General features: G+C 53.4%; 16 protein-coding genes. 7 read left to right on the top strand and 9 right to left on the bottom strand.

All coding sequences use genetic code 11. The features are described 5' to 3' along the window. Both NTZ04_01230 and NTZ04_01225 read left to right on the top strand, forming a co-directional pair. The coding region (locus tag NTZ04_01230) for a hypothetical protein (protein MCX5990947.1) at positions 1–181 on the top strand (181 nt) is incomplete at its 5' end. Between the two features lie 144 nt (positions 182–325). Beyond that, positions 326–2,005 (top strand): hypothetical protein, encoded by a 1,680-nt coding sequence (locus NTZ04_01225; protein ID MCX5990946.1) that lies wholly within the window; start codon positions 326–328, stop codon positions 2,003–2,005. Between the two features lie 95 nt (positions 2,006–2,100). Here the strand turns inward: NTZ04_01225 and NTZ04_01220 are convergent, their stop codons facing one another. Beyond that, on the bottom strand, positions 2,101–2,580 hold the full coding sequence (locus NTZ04_01220) for a MarR family transcriptional regulator (protein MCX5990945.1): 480 nt from the start codon (positions 2,578–2,580) through the stop codon (positions 2,101–2,103). 158 nt (positions 2,581–2,738) lie between these two features. On the opposite strand from NTZ04_01220, the gene NTZ04_01215 reads away from it, so the two are divergent. After that, entirely contained in the window at positions 2,739–3,305 is a 567-nt protein-coding gene (locus tag NTZ04_01215) for a hypothetical protein (GenBank protein ID MCX5990944.1), read from the top strand. 115 nt (positions 3,306–3,420) lie between these two features. Here the strand turns inward: NTZ04_01215 and NTZ04_01210 are convergent, their stop codons facing one another. From NTZ04_01210 to NTZ04_01195, 4 genes are all read right to left on the bottom strand, one after another. After that, positions 3,421–3,816 (bottom strand): peptide chain release factor-like protein, encoded by a 396-nt coding sequence (locus tag NTZ04_01210; GenBank protein ID MCX5990943.1) that lies wholly within the window; start codon positions 3,814–3,816, stop codon positions 3,421–3,423. 635 nt (positions 3,817–4,451) lie between these two features. Beyond that, on the bottom strand, positions 4,452–7,451 hold the full coding sequence (locus tag NTZ04_01205) for an efflux RND transporter permease subunit (GenBank protein ID MCX5990942.1): 3,000 nt from the start codon (positions 7,449–7,451) through the stop codon (positions 4,452–4,454). Further along, positions 7,435–7,671 (bottom strand): hypothetical protein, encoded by a 237-nt coding sequence (locus tag NTZ04_01200; GenBank protein MCX5990941.1) that lies wholly within the window; start codon positions 7,669–7,671, stop codon positions 7,435–7,437. The genes NTZ04_01205 and NTZ04_01200 overlap by 17 nt, the downstream gene beginning before the upstream one ends. A gap of 91 nt (positions 7,672–7,762) precedes the next feature. Further along, entirely contained in the window at positions 7,763–8,719 is a 957-nt protein-coding gene (locus tag NTZ04_01195; GenBank protein MCX5990940.1) for an NAD(P)-dependent oxidoreductase, read from the bottom strand. A 264-nt stretch (positions 8,720–8,983) separates the two neighbouring features. Between NTZ04_01195 and NTZ04_01190 the strand changes: the two genes are divergently transcribed. From NTZ04_01190 to NTZ04_01180, 3 genes are all read left to right on the top strand, one after another. Further along, entirely contained in the window at positions 8,984–9,454 is a 471-nt protein-coding gene (locus NTZ04_01190) for a MarR family transcriptional regulator (protein MCX5990939.1), read from the top strand. A 284-nt stretch (positions 9,455–9,738) separates the two neighbouring features. Next, positions 9,739–11,145 (top strand): MBL fold metallo-hydrolase, encoded by a 1,407-nt coding sequence (locus tag NTZ04_01185; protein MCX5990938.1) that lies wholly within the window; start codon positions 9,739–9,741, stop codon positions 11,143–11,145. Between the two features lie 28 nt (positions 11,146–11,173). After that, complete coding sequence (locus tag NTZ04_01180; protein MCX5990937.1) at positions 11,174–13,393, top strand: molybdopterin-dependent oxidoreductase; 2,220 nt, start codon at positions 11,174–11,176, stop codon at positions 13,391–13,393. Positions 13,394–13,650: 257 nt separating this feature from the next. On the opposite strand, the gene NTZ04_01175 is transcribed toward NTZ04_01180, so the two are convergent. From NTZ04_01175 to NTZ04_01165, 3 genes are all read right to left on the bottom strand, one after another. Next, positions 13,651–14,334, bottom strand: coding sequence for a response regulator transcription factor (locus tag NTZ04_01175; GenBank protein ID MCX5990936.1), 684 nt, complete (start codon positions 14,332–14,334; stop codon positions 13,651–13,653). Positions 14,335–14,345: 11 nt separating this feature from the next. Beyond that, positions 14,346–14,522: a hypothetical protein gene (locus tag NTZ04_01170; protein ID MCX5990935.1), complete on the bottom strand. Its 177-nt coding sequence runs from the start codon at positions 14,520–14,522 to the stop codon at positions 14,346–14,348. Between the two features lie 61 nt (positions 14,523–14,583). Next, complete coding sequence (locus NTZ04_01165; GenBank protein MCX5990934.1) at positions 14,584–15,090, bottom strand: DUF3795 domain-containing protein; 507 nt, start codon at positions 15,088–15,090, stop codon at positions 14,584–14,586. 243 nt (positions 15,091–15,333) lie between these two features. Between NTZ04_01165 and NTZ04_01160 the strand changes: the two genes are divergently transcribed. After that, a complete protein-coding gene (locus NTZ04_01160; GenBank protein MCX5990933.1) occupies positions 15,334–17,202 on the top strand; it encodes a hypothetical protein in 1,869 nt (622 codons plus the stop codon). Between the two features lie 104 nt (positions 17,203–17,306). Here NTZ04_01160 and NTZ04_01155 read toward each other — a convergent pair. Beyond that, a partial coding sequence (locus NTZ04_01155; protein MCX5990932.1) for a hypothetical protein occupies positions 17,307–17,808 on the bottom strand: 502 nt, incomplete at its 5' end.

Raw genomic sequence — 17,808 nt, 5'->3', positions numbered from 1 at the left:
CGTGTACTATAAGGGACAGCGCTTGCCTACTACGGAGGCACCACCCGATAGCGGCCAGCTGCGGTCCAACAGGCCAACATCTGACGTCATGGTCAAACGCCTGCTCCGCAGTAATGGACACAAGCCAGGTCCGCATCATCCATGGCGCAGATCTTACAAGGCTCTTTATGACAAGGGGTGACAAATTCGCTGAACAATTAGGGTGACATTTTCGCTGGACAACAACAGAGCCGCCACCCATCAATCGTTTGACCGCCCCCCACCCCTGGCCTATAATAGCCACCACAATCCGAGGATACTTCTATATGAAGAGGAGGCCAGGACATTGGGTAAAGTATTAGCCATTTTGCTGCTCGCCCTTTGGGCCACGGTTGGTTTGCTGCCAGGCAGCGCCGGCTTTGCCGCGCAAGGTACTGTCTGGTCCATTCCGCAGAACATCTCCAACAATCACGGCAATTCGCAAGTTCCCAGCATTGCTGTTGATGGCCAGGAAAACCTGTATGTGGTGTGGAAAGATGATACCACAGGCAGCAGCGGCCTCCTTTGCAGTACCCGGTCTGTTAGCGATGCTGACTGGTCGGCGCCGCAGAGCATACCGGGCACTTCAGCCGCTCCCGGAGACCCTCGCATTGCCGTTGACCACCAGGGCAGCTTGCACGTGGTTTGGGAAGACTCCATCGGCGGGGAATCCGCTATCTTCTGGGCTCTTAGAAGTAGCGATGGCAGTTGGTCCGCGCCGCAGAAGATAACGGGTAGCTCAGATAATTCAAGTGCCCCCGATATCGCCGTTGATGCCCAGGGGAACCCTCAAGTGGTGTGGAAGGAAGAGTTGACCCGGGGGAATGCCGGCATTAAATACGCCGCCAGGTCCGGCCAGGCTGACTGGCTAACACAGAATATCTCCAACAATCAGGGAGGGTCAGACTCCCCCAGTATCGCCATTGATGGCGAAGGGAACCTGCATGTCGTCTGGCAGGATAGTTCCCTCCAAATCACCGGCGGATATCTGGACATATTATACGCCGCCAAGCCCAGCGATGGCGGCTGGTCGGCGCCCGTGAACATCTCCAACAGCCAGAGACCTTCGGCACATCCCCGCATCGCAGTTGATGGTGAGAATAATCCTCATGTGGTATGGGAAGACACTTATGATGAGTACGCCACAGATATTCGCCCTCAGTACAACACCAGGTCCGGCGGGAGCTGGTTGGCCCAACCGGAGAACATCCTCCCGTCGTCCACTGAGGGCATCATGTTTTGCCATCCTGATATAGCCCTGGACCCCGCCGGGAAGCCGCAGGTGGTGTGGTATGACAATACCCGTCAAACCACTGATGGGTACCCTATATGGAGCATCGGCTATGATATCAGGCAAGACAACGGTGAATGGTTTACCTGGCCAAACATATCACTGAACTCGCTGGTGGCCACCGAGGCGAGCATTGCCATTGATGCCTCGGGAAACGCCCATGTGGTGTGGCAGCAGTCCACCACGCAGGGAGATATAGATATAGCCTACAGCACTCTGCCAACCTCGGCACCGGATAAACCCAGCAATAGTTCACCCCAGGATGGAGCCACGGATGTCAGCCTGACCCCAACGCTGCAATCCTCTGCTTTCTCCGATCCGGAATCAACCGACAGTCATCATGCCTCTCAGTGGCAGGTAACCACCACCCGGGGGGACTACTCCAGCCCTGTTTTCAATAGCGGTGCTGATACCTCCAACTTGACCCAGATATCTATACCTTCAGATACTCTGGCATATAATACCACCTACTGCTGGCATGTGAGATACCAGGATAGCTATGGCAACTGGTCCAGCTATTCCGATGAGACCTCTTTTACTACCACTACCAGTGGCCAGCAACCTCCTGCCACCAATGGGCATTCTTCGTGGTTGACCCCGCCTGTCATCGGTGGCATCGCCGCTGGAGTGGTGGCGCTGGCCGTGGTGAGCTGGCTACTCTTTAGAAGACGGCCAAAAGCTGGGACTGAAGGTTAAAATCCATAAACCAAAAGCAGGAGACGGATCAAATCCCGCCTCCTGCTTTAGAAAGGGGGGTGAACCCTTTCACGAGGTCATTATGCAGTTTCCCACTACTTGATTGTGTGGTTGCCCTGGAGCACTTCCCTGGTTGCATCTCCAGCCTCCAGGAGTGCCTGAATCGCTTCATTAAGTAGCTGCAGCTTTCGTTGATCGAGTACCTCCAAAAGCACCTTGGCGTGGTCGCGTGCCAAAGTCCACAGCCCTGTTATCAGGTTTTCTCCTTTATCCGAAAGGCGACACTGAACTATGCGCCGGTCGTTTGGATCACCTTCCCGCAAGACCATATCCTTTTCTACCAGACGATCAACCACTCCGGTCGCTGTGGCCAGGCTGACACCCAATGAAGAAGCGATAATACTCATCCGCGACGGACCATTCATGAACAGAAGAAGCACCACCTTGAGCTGGGATGTGGTCAGGTCCAGGCTCAGCCACTCCTTAGGCAATATAGGAAACAGTTCACGGAATGCCTTCTCCGTCAACTGCAGAGTGTTTTCAACAAGTTCATCTTTTGTCATTTCGGGTTTCATCTAAGGCTCCTCAGCTATTCGCCCCATCCAATACATTTGCATAATGCAAACTGTTAATAATATAACGACAATACAATAGTTTGTCAACACCCCGCCCATTGACACAACGCTAATAAGGCCAATATGCTGTTACTGCCACCGGGGGAACAACTGTTCGAATGAAAGAACCACAAGAGATGAACAAAGGGAAAGCCTTTGGGAACTTCCTGAATCAGGTCAGCCAATTTGCCCAGATTGCTCTGGTAACTGATGAGGAGGTGAGGCATCTCTTCGGGGAAGAGGTAACGATGGCAGTAGTAAAGCTGGAGCATTTTGGTAAGGAAGAACAGATATGCTCCGGTTGCGGGGGCATCTGCTGCAATGACATCGGCTGTGAGATCTATGCCCCGCAGTTCAGCCAGTGCCCCATCTACGCCTATAGGCCGCTGGTCTGCCGATTGCACTTCTGTCACCGCTTTGATGCCATGCACCGATCCGTGGTCATAGAGCTGAGAGATGTTTTCGTTGACTGCTTCTGGGCCATGAATTCCCAGGACAACCAGAAACTGAGGTCACTGGATAGCCCACCCCTCGGAGAGGCCTGCCCCGAGTTCATTACTGCCGTCGGTCCCTGGGTAGAGGCAGTCCGCAATGGCAGGCTTGAGCCTGATCATGTCATAGAACTGATCCGCAGGGAGGCCGAGAAATACCGGAACGCCTGCTCTTGCATAACAGGCGCTACCTGAAGTCTGGAACTTTCTGGGCACTCCAAGAACAAGAACATCCCCCGCCTGTACGAGCCCTGGCTGCTCCCTGGTTTTCGCTCACCCACCCTGAATCGCCGGCATCTAATCCCTGACATCAATTCAGTTCGCCTGAACTATCTATCTTTCCCCTCAATTCCTTCTTCCGGGATCGCTTCTCCTTTTCTTCTTCCTTGGCCCGGATAGCACTCGCAGACGGCCTGGTTTGGACCCGCCGTTTTCGGGGCCGATTCAGTTCTGATAATTTCTTTAGGAGTCTCTCAAAAGCAACTTCACGGTTCATCGCCTGGGAACGGCGCTCTGAGGCAACAACCGTGATACCGGAAGGGACGTGCGTCAAACGGATAGCCGTTTCCTTCCTATTCTTTCTCTGACCGCCTGGTCCAGCAGCCCTATAGGGCTCAATAATCACCTCTTTCCGCAGAGCCTCCACATCAGTGGTGAAATGTCTTTTGACAATATCTGACCCATTGGCATTGCTGGTTGTCTTCACGGCTTTATCCTTTGCATCCTGGTCTGTCTATGAAGGATAACTACTACTGCCTGGTTGCACAAGTAAGCGTGCCAACCGAGATTCTTCGCTGCGCTCAGAATGACACCTGGGAGCCTGCCATCATGACAGTGGGCGATATGTCAGAATGACATTTATATGTTTGTCACCCTGATATCTATATCTTTGTCACCCTGAGCGAAGCCGAAGGGTCTCCTCCTCACAAAGCGAATGACACCTAAGACCCTGTCATTCCCGTGCAAACGGGAATCCACCCATTCTCCCTCCCCTGGCGGGAGGGAGTTAGAGGGAGGGGGGGGAACATCACCTTCACCCTGGCCCTCTCCCATCCAAGGGAGAGGGAATTGCAGATATCCCCTCCTGGATTCCCACGTTCGTGGGAATGACATAAGAGTGAAGTTGTCATTGCGAGCCATTCTCCAAGCCGAGAGAGGAGAAGGCGCGGCAATCCATGGATTAAGGACAACCGAGATTCTTCGCTTCGCTCAGAATGACATAGTGGGCAGTATGTCACCCTGAGCGAAGCCGAAGGGTCTCCTCCTCACAAAGCGAATGACACATAAGAGCCTGTCATCATGACGTTCGCCCCTGTTCAAGCGTTTCTATCAGGACGCGCCCTACGCGGCAGAATCGGACTTGGAAGCGGGCTGCCGACGAAAACGATCGGTCAGGCTATAGAGCACCGGTATCACTACCAGGGTCAGCAGTGTGGAGCTGAATAGACCGCCAATGACCACCACTGCCAGCTCAGCAGCTATGATGGTGCCTGAGCCTACTCCCAAAGCCAGTGGAACCATGGCAAAAATCGTAGTCAGCGCCGTCATCAGGATCGGGCGCAGCCTGGTCTGCCCTCCCTGAATCAGGGCATCGTAGCTACTCATACCACCGTGACGCAGTTGTTCCACCACGGCAATAAGCACGATAGCGTTGGTCAGGACGATGCCTATCAACATTAACATACCCATCATCCCCGATACACCCAGTGTGTAGCCACTGATGACCAATCCCAGCAAAGCACCGATCGATGCCAGAGGCAGGCTGACCATGATAATCAACGGATTCAATACAGAGCGCATCATGATCACCACTACCAGGAAAGAAATGAAGATAGCAGCTATTATGGCAATACCCATGCGAGAGAAGGTGTTGCTCATCTCCTCAGCCACACCACCCATCTTTACCTCTACACCATCATGCGGTGATAGATTGTCGATCTTCTCTTGAACTGCCTGGTTAACTGCGCCTACGTCCTTCGCAGTCACCGCCCCGCTGATAGTCGCTGAGAGGCTCAGGTCGGTATGCCCAATGTGAGTCGGCCTCTGCAAAAGTGTCACGTCGGCGACGTCAGCCAGGGCTACAGAAGGCCAGCCTATTCTCAGTGTTTCAGCCTCCCCCACGATGCCTATCTCCACCCCTTTAATAAAGACGGCGTGGCTCGCTCCATTGATGTTCGCCTGCACGCCGGGCACACTGCGTCCGCCTCCCTTCATCAAAAGGTCGCGTTCATCTTCCAGTTGCTGTTCTTGCGCATCAGACAGCCCCAGGGCTGCCAACTTGGTGTCATTTGGTTTGATATCGAGCTTGCCCACCACCCTGGTTAGCTGGTTCTCCAGATTGGCCACCCCAGCTACCCCCTGAAGTTGGGTATAAAGCTCGCCGCTGACCCTGGCAATGGCATCCTGATCTTTACCCTGGATCGAGATGTCCACGCCGGAGAACCCCATCTCGGCCCCACCTCCCGACCCGGTGGAGACTGCTATTCCTTCGCCCCCTGGTATCCCCTGGATGGCCAGGCGCAGGGCTCCAGCTTCCTTGTCCATATCAGCCTTGGGGTCAAGGTAGACATTGATCGAAGCGGTGTTGTCACCTCCGCCCGAAGCAGCACTAAAAGCACCCGTCAGAGAGACGGAAGTGCCAACAGTAGTGTAGTAGTTCTTGATCTCCTTGTTGCCGTCCAAGAGTGCCTCTACCTGAGCCGCTATCCCGCTGGTAACCCCGATATCGGTCCCTGGTCGCATCTGTATATCCACAATCAGCATCTTCTCGCTCATGCCTGACATGAATGAGGTACCGATGAGCGGCAGCAGACCCAGGCTGCCTACGAAGAGCACTGCAGCAATGATTAGGGTGAGAGCGCGGTGTCCGAGTGCCCACTTCAAAAGGCGGGTGTACACCCTTTCGTACCGGGTCTCCCGGGCCCTGGCCTTGGCCTTCCCGCTCACCAGGAATTTGGACAGGGTCGGCACCACCATCAAAGCCACCAGCAGCGAGGCGAGCATGGCGAAGGTTACCGTTAGGGCAAAGGGTATAAACATCTGGCCTACGATGCCGCCCACAAACATGAGCGGCAGGAAGATAGCCACCGTTGCCAGAGTAGCTGCTGTGATTGGCGTCGCCACCTCTTTGGCGCCGCCAATAGCCGCTTCCCTGAAGCCCTCGCCCTGCTGGAGACGGCGGTATATGACTTCTACCATGACAATGCTGTCATCGATCAAACGACCCACCGCAATAGACATGGCACTCAAGGTCAGAATGTTAATGGTTATATCGAACAAGCGCATAGCCAGAAAACCGAACAACATGCTCAACGGGATGGATATGGCAGTGACCAGCGAAGCCTGCACCGCCATCAGGAAGAGAAAGACCACCACTATCGCCAGAGCGCCGCCGACCAACGCCTTTTCCACCAGTGAACTTACACTGGACTCAATGAAATCCGACTGGTCAGATACAGTGGTGAGTTTCAACTCACTACCAAGGTCTTTCCCTATTTTATCGGCTTCAGCCACCACGGCATTGGCCACAGTAACAGTGTTAGACGTGTCGTCCTTCACCACATTTATGGTCAGACTGGGCTGGCCGTCGGTGCGTGTGACTACTGCCATCGGTGCTGGCCCCTGGCCAACCCCAGCTATTTGTCTAAGTACAACATTGTCCGTTCCCAGCGAGGTATTTTCGATGTCGGCTAGAGAAGCATATTCAGGTTGACGTTGAAGATAACTGATGATCTGCAACACGGAGATGCCATACTGGTTCATCTTCTCAGGGTCGGGGGCAATGATGATCTGCTCCTTCTCACCACCCTGAGTCTCCACGCTGAGAACGCCCTTGATAGCGCTCAGTTTAGGCACGATCTGGGAGTCGGCAATCTCCTTTAGCTGATCGGGAGGAATATCTCCGCTGAGGCTGAAAGTCACCAACGGCATCATGGTCGTTAGATTGATCGGCTCGACTCGGTAGAGCACCTCAGGTGGGAGGGTCAGTCCGCTGATGTCCTGGCGGATAGTCTCTGTTACCTCATCCATGCTGGTGCCAAATTCGAATTCGGCAGCGATGAAGGAGATGCTGTTTGCGGAGGTCGAAGATACATGCTTCAGGCCCTTTCCATTCCAGCGTTCCCAGATAACATTCTCGATAGGGGAAGAGACCTGGCTGGCTACCTCGTCCGGCGGGGCTTCCGGATAGGAAGCGACCACGGTGGCGTATGGGAACTCGATATCAGGTATCAACTCCATCTGGAGACCGAAAATAGCCCAAATGGAGACTCCGGCCAGCACGGCTACTATTCCAAGAGTCACCAGCCGGTTGCGTAGAGCTAACTTAGTCAAATGCCACATTGAACGCCCCTTTCAGTTCCCATAATCTGTCGTCAAAACCAACTACAAGCATTGAACGGTGTGGTATGTGATGGACTGTGATGACTAGTTCGAGTGTGTTGTTCTTGCCGGGCGGGTCCCAGAGACTTCCGTTTCTGCCACGTTGTCCTCTGGTAACCTGCCACATGTTATCAGCCGAATTTCTAATTCTATCATAGAAAAGAGGCCGATGTACAAACATCAGCCTCCTGATAGAATACCCCTTTAGCAGCCTGGATGACCTTGAAACAAGCTACACGGGACAACCCCGATTCAACGCGGTGCAGAAATATCTACATGAATCGAACAATAGCCTTCCCGAACAACGGCCCCACGAAGTAGCACATGAATGGCAAGAAGAGGGGGGAAAACTTCCTGGATAGTGCCCTGGAATAGTCCTGGAGGTAGTCACCAAAGGTCTTCTGCTGGAAGCGCAGCAGTTCCTGGGACTTACCAGTATCATACCAGTCCAGATAGTAAGGCTCCTGGACAAACTTGTTTGCCGGCGGCGTAGGTAATTTGAGAACTCCCAGAATACCATTGAGCATATCCCTGTACAGCATCCGCTGGGTAGGCCCGCCGCTAACAACCAGAGTGTTTCCCTTTGCCGCCTCAAAATTCTTGATGGCATTCAGTATTGCCAGCGCCACATCATCCGGGTGGCACATCTCCACCCGGTTATTGAGTGGAATAGTGAACATGCGCCTGACATCGCTAGGTTCAAACACCGTATACATAGATGCCGACAGGCGCAGTATCACATAGTCAATCCCCGACCCCTTGATCAGGGCCTCCGCCTGCAATTTGGTCTTGCCATACATGTCCTTCGGCTGCGGGTCATCTTTATCTGCGCTTATGGGCCGCATGGCTCCCGGCGTAGGGCCAAACACTGCCACTGATGAAGTAAACACGAACGGTATGTGGCCACCATTTTCTTTTATCAGATCAACAACCACGGCAGTACCACCGACATTGACTTTCGCGGCCAACTCCGGTTTCTCGTCAGCCAAAGGCGGTAAGATGCCAGCCATGTGAACAACTGCACCCACCCCCTCCATCGCCTTCCGAACCAGACCAGACGACGTAATATCCCCCCACAGGATTTCGGCTCCCCTCCCAAGTTCTTTGACGCTCTTCCGATTGCGCGGCGTGTCCAGATCGAACACACGCACCTGGTATCCGTCCCGCAACAGAATCTTACATACATTGGTCCCCAATCGGCCGGCTCCGCCAGTAATCAGTACAAGCATATTGTCCTCTCCTCCAAAATGTTCCCACCCCTGCTTCTCAACAAGCCCATTAGTCCTGCTGCAAGAACTTTATATTATCCAAACTATTTGCATTATAGCAATTACATGGTCAGTTGTCAATACTCTGCGTTGCCGGCTCTGCGTTGCCGGCCCCTCTGTGAAAACCACTTCACCACTTGCAAAATGGTTTTCCTTCGGGGTATAATTTGCATCACATCAATTATATGATTCAAACAAAATAATGAATGGTGGAGAGTCCGCAGTATGATAATTAACACAGACAAGGCAGAGCTTGTTCAATACGTTCTTAATCTACATGAAAAGCTAGGGCAGCTCGAGCAGGCATTGCGTCCTATCATACCCAAGGAATGGCTCGCTATAGATCTCACCATGCCGCAGTTAAAAGTCATGCTCATGCTTTCCAAGGAAGGTCCTACGCGGATGAGCGAAATCGCTTCGAGTTTGGGGGTCACTCTAGCTACTGCCACAGGTGTTGTGGACCGCCTGGTAGAAAGAGGCCTTGTTACCAGAGAGAGCTTCCCGGGGGATCGCCGTGTGGTCATGTGCCGTCTTTCCAGCGAGGGACAAGAATTTACCAGCCGACTATGGCAATCGGGCCAGACACAGGTGGAGCGCCTCCTGAAGGTGATGACACCAGCACAGCTCCAGATCGTGGCTCAGGGAACAGAGATTTTCATTGAGGCAGCCCGGACATTGCAGTCTGATCATCAATAGAAGCTCAGTATCCAACAGTCAATGTAACTTGATGCTCGCATCCCCCTGCCACCAATCTCCTGGTTGCTTTTAATGGGACATTCCAGCCTCCCAGCAAGTAAAGCCCTGCCGGGCCACTGTTTTCTGAGAGTTCACCTCCGGCAAAATGCCTTAGATCACTGTGGACGAGCAGGAAACGAAAGCTGTAGACTGTGAGCCAGCAGCCCGAACATCTAGATTACTACTAACTTAGTTTTCGCTACGATTGTGAAGCGAATGGAGATGGGGCAGCAGGAGAGAGAAGAGTGCCCACTAGGCTGAAGTTTCTGGGAGCAGCCCAGAACGTTACCGGCTCCAAATACCTGTTGGAGGCTAATGATACCAGACTCCTGGTTGACTGCGGGCTATTTCAAGAGAGGAATCTGAAAGAAAGAAACTGGGAACCTTTCCCAGTTTCACCTGAGTCCATAGATGCCCTGCTGCTAACTCATGCCCACGTTGACCACTGTGGCCTCCTGCCTAAGCTAGTCCGGGAGGGATTCCACGGCAAAGTCTACTGTACTGCTGCCACAGCAGAGATATCCGAGATTGTCCTCATGGATTCCGCCCACCTGCAAGAAGAGGATGCTGAGTTCAAGCGAAAACGACATGAACGTGAGGGTAGAAAAGGACCGCATCCTGAGATCCCGCTCTATACCGAGGATGATGCGAGGGCAGTTGTGCCACTGCTGTCGCCGCTACGATATAAGGAGGCGATACCGATCAGCAATGGCATTGAAGCCACCTTCTACGATGCAGGACATATCCTTGGCTCATCTATGGTAGAGGTCAAGGTAAACCAAAACGGCCAGGAGAGAACGATAGTCTTCTCCGGAGATATTGGCCGACGGGGTGGGCCATTGCTTCACGATCCGACTTTTTTCGATGATGCAGATTACGTCGTGATAGAGTCCACCTACGGCAATAGGACACACGAGGACACGCAAAGCGTAGAAGACGGGCTTTCCGAAGTCATAAACTACACCCAGAAGGCCGGGGGAAACATAGTAGTACCCAGCTTCGCTCTAGAAAGGGCCCAGGAACTCCTGTATCATCTGAACAAGCTATTGATCAAGAACCATATACCTCACCTAATGGTCTTCGTCGATAGCCCTATGGCAACAAGCGTCACCGAGGTTTTCCAACGCCATCCGGAATTGTTAAACGATAAAATGGCTGAATTCCTCAACCAAAAGGATTCCCTTTTCGACTTCCGCGGCCTGAAGTTTGTCAGAACAATAGATGAGTCCAAGGCGATAAACCATATCAAAGGAACGGTCATCATCATAGCAGGGTCCGGGATGTGCACCGGAGGCAGGATAAAACACCACCTGGTCCAAAACATTACCAGGCCAGAGAGCACCATACTCTTTGTAGGATACCAGGCTGTGGGAACACTGGGCAGGCAAATTACCGACGGCTTCAAGAAGGTCAGGATACTGGGGCAAACTTATCCTGTGAGGGCGCGAGTGGTTCAGATGGATGGCTTCTCAGCCCACGCCGATAGGGACGACCTTTTCAAATGGATATCTAACCTGAGAAGCCCCCCGAGGCACGTCTTTGTCACTCATGGTGAACCCGATAGCGCCCAGTCTCTTGCAAACCTGATTAGCAACAAGAAGGGCTGGAAGGTATCGGTGCCAGCCTACCAGGACGAAGTCATCCTGGACTGAGTTCAAGCACAACGGAGGAGGTGGCTACATGGACACAACAGGCAGAAACACCGTGATCCGAACAGTGTGTAGAACATCAGATTTTGTGGGATGCGGCCTCACGGTTGTGGTGGAGGATGGGGTCATCGTCAAGGTCCGCCCAGCCGATTTCCCGGACCAGGCTGATCGAGGGGCCTGCCTGAAGGGGCTAAACACACACCAGATAGTCTATCATCCTGACCGTCTGCGTTATCCCATGAAACGCACGGGAGAGCGAGGAGAAGGCAAGTGGCAACGTGTGCCCTGGGACGAGGCCTTGAATGAGATTTCGGGGAAACTCAAGGACATTACCCATCGATATGGTTCCAATGCCACCGCCTGGATGACCCCGGAATCGTCAAATCTCACCTGGGGAGGCTATGCACGGTTGGCAAGCTTGACCAAGGGGACTCTGGTGGACTGGTGGGGTTGTGGCGACGCCGCAGGTCCCTGCGCTGACATCGCCACCTTTGGCCACCTGATGGGAGGGACGCACCTTATGCCTGCTGGCCACCCTCAGTTCATTATTATCTGGGGTTACAATCCAGCAGTGACCGTTTACCACTATATGAGAAGGATCGTGCAGGCGAAAAAGAAGGGGGCCAAAGTGGTGGTCATCGATCCTCGTTTCACCGACACAGCCCGCCACGCTGACCAGCACATCGCCATAAGGCCAGGAACAGATGGCGCGCTGGCGCTCGGCATGATCAACGTCATTATGCAGCAGGGACTGCGCGATAGACAATTCATTGCCGAGAATACCGTCGGCCCTTTGCTGGTAAAGGATGACAACGGCTTGTTCTTAAGAGAAAGTGATCTGATGAAAGACGGCAGTCCAGAGAGAATCATGATAATGGACGAGTATACGGGGCGAAGACAGGGAAGCGAAACGCGGGAGGCCAAAGCAGCAATCACGGGCACGTACTCTATTGCCGGCATCAACTGCCAACCTGCATATCAATTGTTGGCTGACATGGTCCGCGATTATACTCCCGAAAGGGTGTCGGGGATCACTGACATCCCCGCTGATGTCATCCAGCGCCTGGCAGTCAACTATGCGACCCATAAGCCGGCTGCCATCTACCGTGGATGGGGAATGCAGAGAACCTTCTATGGTGATCTGGCATGCCGGGCAATAAACACACTGGCAGCAATTACGGGCAATATCAACCTTGACCGGCCATCCACATTTGTGCTGAATTCCCGTCCTTTCCTTATGCCAGCGGGGCCCTACAACGTTATACCCGTGATGCTGCTGTACGATGCTATCACGAAAAATGAGCCCCTGGCTATAAAGGCGGTCTGGTGTGCCGGCCATAACTTTGTCAACCAGATGCCTAATATGAACAGGGTTGTCGATGACTTCTTCCGGCATCTGGAACTAGTTGTAGTCTGCGACCTTTTCATGACGGCCTCAGCCAGATACGCCGATTATGTGCTGCCTGCGGCCTCCTTTTATGAATGTACGGATCTCTGCATGAGCAGCCTCTCCAGCACCTATCTGCAGCTTCAGCAAAAGGCCATAGCGCCACTCTATGAGTCCAAGTCCGATTTTCAGATAGCCGCCGAACTGGGGCAGAGGATGGGATTCGGTGATTACTTCAACAAGACAGAAGAGCAATACATTGAAGAGATCCTTGCCTCAGGTCACCCCACCATGGAAGGTGTTTCGCTGGAGCAACTGAGAAAGGGGCCCATCATGGCGAAGCCTCTGGAGAGACCACAACAACTGGGCACTCCGACGGGTAGAATCGAATTCTATGTGGAACGGCTAAAACGATTCGGGCAGGAACTGCCGATCTACATCGAGCCAGTGGAGAGCATCCGCAGTGAGAAGGCAAAGAAATACCCTCTCTCTTTGCTTACAACAGCTACCAGGCAACATATACACTCCAGCCTAGCCAATGTACCCAGCTTGCACACAGCAAGCCCTGAGCCCCTCCTGGAGATCAACCCCGTGGATGCAGAACCACGCAATATCAGGGATGGGGATGTGGTCCGTGTCTTCAACAACCGTGGTCAGGTTAAACTGAAAGCCAAGCTTAGCTCACTCATAAAGCCAGGGGTAGTGGATATGGCCCAAGGTTGGTGGCCCCAGCACTACATTGAAGGTCATCACAACCAGTTGACCCACGAAAAGCTGAACCCCGTGCAGCAATTTATCATGGGACCTAATGCAGCCTTTGGCGACGTTCTTGTCGAGGTAGCGAGAGCCCCCAGCGGAAGCTGATTAGTCCACTACAGCGTCAACTCTCAATACTGCCCAATTCAGGAGCCTGTCCGAGCAATAGGCCGGCCCTGCCTAGAATAAGTCAACAATCAAGGTCGCCCACGCTCAGCACAGGTACTACCAGGACACACTCCCAGGGGATTGAGGCTGGTGGTATCTATCCTAGGAGCCTGTCCGAGTAATAGGTCGGCCGTGCCTAGAAGAAGTCAAAAATCAAGGTCGCCCACGCTCAGCACAGGTATTACTCGGACACACTCCTAGCTGGCAGGCTGATCTATGATGTAGCCTGCCTTGGGGACAGTACGAATAAGATTGTGACTCCCGGGGCTCATCTCCAGCTTGCTCCTCAGTCGGCTGACCCATGTTCTGAGGATCTGGATATTGTTGCAGTATTCAGGACCCCATACCCGAGTAAGAAGTTCCTCATAGAGCATAAGGCGACCCGCATTCTGCACAAGTTCGCTGAGCAAGAGCCATTCAACCCTGGTGAGGTGCTTCTCTTCGCCTCTGATGGCAACTCCACGCTTGTTAAAATCGATAGCCACATCCCCAAAACGAACGGTCTCATCTTTCTTGCGTCTTCCGGCTGGCCGAAGCCTACGCCTCACCGCGTCTATTCTGGCTACCAGTTCATCGGGGTTAAAGGGCTTTGGCAAATAGTCAGCAGCACCAACCGTCAGACCTTTGATCCTGTCAATGTCAGCCCCCTTAGCACTCAGAATGATTACTGGCACTGCCGAAAAGCTGCGCAATTGCTTCAACATCTCTAAGCCATCCATCTTGGGCATCAACAAATCAAGCACTACCAGATCAGGTTCCTGCGCCCGGGCTTGCTCCAGAGCCTCAAAACCATCGCCAGCTGTCAGCACTCTGTACCCCGAGGCTTTCAGCTTGATTCTAAGGACGTTCAGAATCCGCTCCTCGTCATCGACTACTAATATGGTAAACCCTTTCAGATGAGCCTCCCCCTTAGCTGACTATTACAGGGCCCATGATAGTGCCATGTCCAGATAAATATCAAAATCTCATTCCCCAAAGCGATGCGGCAGATACCCAACGCCGTTGCAAGCCAGAACCCGGCATCACTGATGCCCCTTTCAATCTGCCTGAAGGTTCCTGTGGTCTTCATCTTGAAAAGGTGATCTCCTTCAGGTATCTGTGACTTCGAATCTCTTGCCCTGCCTTAGCACTTAGATCTTCGGGGGACTGAACTGGGGTGTCAGTGCAGAGCTGCAGTCAGAACACTGAGCGGCATACCAGTCGATATTGCAGCCGCAGCCGGGGCAGCACCATCTCTTCCTCTGTTCCTCAGCCCAGGCATCAATACCTATCTCCTGCCGGCGTCGGATATTCTCTAAGACTTCGCCATGATGGGGGAGTCCGTCTTTGCTGAAATCGATGAGCTGCTTACAGGGGAAATCAGGACATTGACTGCACTGCACCACACCTTTCTGCAAGGCACAGGCCCGAAGGACACAGTTGCGGCAAACCACCGCTACTACCTCAGGAGAGAGACAGCCCTCACAGGCAAGGTCCTTTGCCTGTACCTTCTGCCCCTGCTGCACCGAGAGTACCTCGGCTATCTGATCCAGTAGATTGGAGTCACCCCTCTTATAGGCGAGGCGAATCGAACATGCCCCGCAATAAAGGCCGCAGGGCGCTGCCCAGTTCTCCCGCTCCTCCTCACGAGCCATCATTGTTAAAAACGCCCTCCATCTATCTTGCCCAACGCGCTGTAGTAACTTGATTATAGTGTCTTCTGCTATTGTACCACTGGCAGGTCGCGAGCGGTAAGGCCGCCACCGTTGTCGTGAGTGATTTCCCCTTCTTAGGAAGGGCGTGGGAATGAGAAGAAGCGTAGTAGAATCCACGGACTATAGCCTGACGCCGACCATGGAGAAAATCGGCAATTGCGTGGTATACTTCACTCAATTATGAAAATGAGCGAAGGTAAACTGGTGTTGAGAGAAATTGCGGCAATATTATTGCTCGCGATCCTGGCAGCAGTAATTCCGCTATTTGTGCACAGCAGCAAGATTGCGGCAGGCGACACTGGCTGGAGAAGCCCAACTGCAAACGTGGCCGACAATGCCAGTGGGAATGGGTTCGAAACTGCTCCCGAATACGCCTATGCAGATGACGCTGTCGCAGCCAGCAATGTAGATGGCGCTGGTGATCGCCATCTTTACTACGATTACGGCTTCAGCATTCTCTCTGATGCAAACATCGAAGGTATCGAAGTGCGGCTGCACTGGTGGCTGGACAGTGTTGATGGGACAAACAGTATGAGTGTGGATTTATCGTGGGACGGTGGTTCCAGTTGGACATCGGCCGCAACGGATAACGTTGGGAGCACCACCGAGCTCACGGCCTCCCTGGGTGGTCCTACCGATAAATGGGGCCACTCCTGGATTCCCAGTGAATTCTCCAACGCCAACTTCCGGGCAAGGGTCACCTGCAACTCCGACGACCCAACCAGGGACTTTTATCTGGACTGGATCCCCGTCATAGTCTACTACGCTCCGGTGGATCACCTCGCGGTGACCGGAGGCGGTACCATGACGGCTGGTGGCAGCAATGTACTCACCATCACCGCTAAGGATACCAGAGGCAATGTGGCCATCAACTACAGCGGAACCAAATCCCTCACCTTCTCCGGCCCCTCGGCAGCACCGGACGAACAAGTGCCAACCGTGGGAGGAGTGAACATCGGCAGTACCGTTTCGGTAACCTTCACTAACGGCGTCTCAGATGATGCTGCAGCCACAACACTCCTAGCCTACAAGGACGAGTCCACCACCGTAGATGTAGCTGACAACGGCATCAATTCCTCCGGCGACCCGGCCTATGGCCTGACTCTCACCGTCAAAGCTGGCCTAGCCGACCATATTGGGGTCTTACCCAAAATGGCCACGGTTGTTGCCGGTGGGACACAGGAGCACACAGCTACAGCCTTTGATGCCTGGCTCAATAGCTGGGATGTCACTAGTGTAACCAGCTTCCAGATAGTGGAGGAAGGTGACGGTGGCTACTGGACCAACAACGTCTACACCTCAGAGAAGGTCGGAACCTGGACAGTGAGAGGTACCTATGGCGCATTGCCTGGCGATGCTACTTTGACCGTCACGGCAGGATCTATCGACTACTACACGGTCACCTCTGCCTCGGATACTCAGCAAACTAGCGTGTCGTTCACCGTTACGGTCATCGCGTATGATGCTTATGACAACATGGCAACCAGCGATAATACGACATCGGTGACTTTATGGTCCGATCCAACCGGCATGATCTTCGATGGCAACAGTAACGGCCTCTTCGGTGAGACAGGGGATAATGTAACAACGCTGGCCTCCGGTACCTTCAACATTCAGGCCAAGTGCAATACCGTTGCCGACAACGTCACCATTACAGCCAACAGCGGAAGCATAACTTCATCCAGCAGCCCTTACGCTATCAAGGAGTTTCGGTGTTTCATCGCCACCGCTGCTTATGGTACGCCCATGGCCAGCGAAATACAGGTGCTGAGGGATTTCAGAGACAGATACCTGGTGACCAATGCTCCAGGGCGATATTTCGTTTCCCTCTATTATAAGTGCAGCCCTCCCGTTGCCAGATTTATTGCCCACCATGATTCTCTAAGGGCGGTGGTGAGAGGTGGGCTGGCTCCCATCATCTGGTTGGCAACTATCGCTCTAAAGGCAACCATGGTTCAGAAATTGACTGTCCTCTGCTCCTTCTTGATAACAGCGATAATGACAGTGGTCGCCTTAATTTGGCTAAGGAGAACGATCCGCTCAAAACCGACCTGATCCTCCGTTGGCAACCAGGGTGCCCGGTCTCCAAAACAAAACGATGTAGGCCTCACTTTTGCAGTGAGGCCTACAATCCGATGATCTGCCTGTCCTATGGCCCTTTATGCTATCAAGGAATGTTCCGTTCTAGCGATGATATCATCCTGGAGTGACTTGGTCAGGTCCACGAAGTAGGCGGCATAGCCCGCCACCCTGACGATGAGATCGGCATGCTGCTCAGGATGCTTCTGGGCATCCTTCAGTATCCCGGGGTCGATCACATTGAACTGGATGTGATGTATCCCCAGGTCAGCCCAGGTCTTGAGGTAGTTGGCAAAGACCTCCCGGTTCTCTCCCTCCAGGAAATGGGGGGCAAACCTCTGGTTGAAGAGGTGGTTGCAGGAGAGCAGGGGGTCCACCTTGCTCACGGACTTGAGCACCGCACTGGGTCCCTTCTTGTCCTGACCCTGCACCGGCGAGACAGTGCCGTCATGGAGGGGCTCCCTGGCCTTCCGGCCCTCCGGGGTGGCCGCTACATCAAAGCCCAGGAAGTACCCTACAGAGGCATTGGTGCCGTCCGTATCATAGGGATAGCCGTAGTAGGTGGTGAACTTCTCCGTCTCC

The sequence above is a fragment of the Chloroflexota bacterium genome, assembly GCA_026389585.1.
Lineage (GTDB): Bacteria > Chloroflexota > Dehalococcoidia > UBA2247 > RBG-13-53-26 > JAPLHP01.
The sequence above is the reverse complement of the archived record's forward strand: the minus strand, read 5'-3'. Positions and strand labels throughout refer to the sequence as shown.

Coding starts and splice junctions, on each gene's coding strand:
- NTZ04_01220 (MCX5990945.1), bottom strand. CDS start 2,580: ATGAAACCCGAAATGACAAAAGATGAACTTGTTGAAAACACTCTGCAG.
- NTZ04_01215 (MCX5990944.1), top strand. CDS start 2,739: ATGAAAGAACCACAAGAGATGAACAAAGGGAAAGCCTTTGGGAACTTC.
- NTZ04_01205 (MCX5990942.1), bottom strand. CDS start 7,451: ATGTGGCATTTGACTAAGTTAGCTCTACGCAACCGGCTGGTGACTCTT.
- NTZ04_01200 (MCX5990941.1), bottom strand. CDS start 7,671: ATGTTTGTACATCGGCCTCTTTTCTATGATAGAATTAGAAATTCGGCT.
- NTZ04_01195 (MCX5990940.1), bottom strand. CDS start 8,719: ATGCTTGTACTGATTACTGGCGGAGCCGGCCGATTGGGGACCAATGTA.
- NTZ04_01190 (MCX5990939.1), top strand. CDS start 8,984: ATGATAATTAACACAGACAAGGCAGAGCTTGTTCAATACGTTCTTAAT.
- NTZ04_01180 (MCX5990937.1), top strand. CDS start 11,174: ATGGACACAACAGGCAGAAACACCGTGATCCGAACAGTGTGTAGAACA.
- NTZ04_01170 (MCX5990935.1), bottom strand. CDS start 14,522: ATGAAGACCACAGGAACCTTCAGGCAGATTGAAAGGGGCATCAGTGAT.
- NTZ04_01165 (MCX5990934.1), bottom strand. CDS start 15,090: ATGATGGCTCGTGAGGAGGAGCGGGAGAACTGGGCAGCGCCCTGCGGC.
- NTZ04_01160 (MCX5990933.1), top strand. CDS start 15,334: ATGAGCGAAGGTAAACTGGTGTTGAGAGAAATTGCGGCAATATTATTG.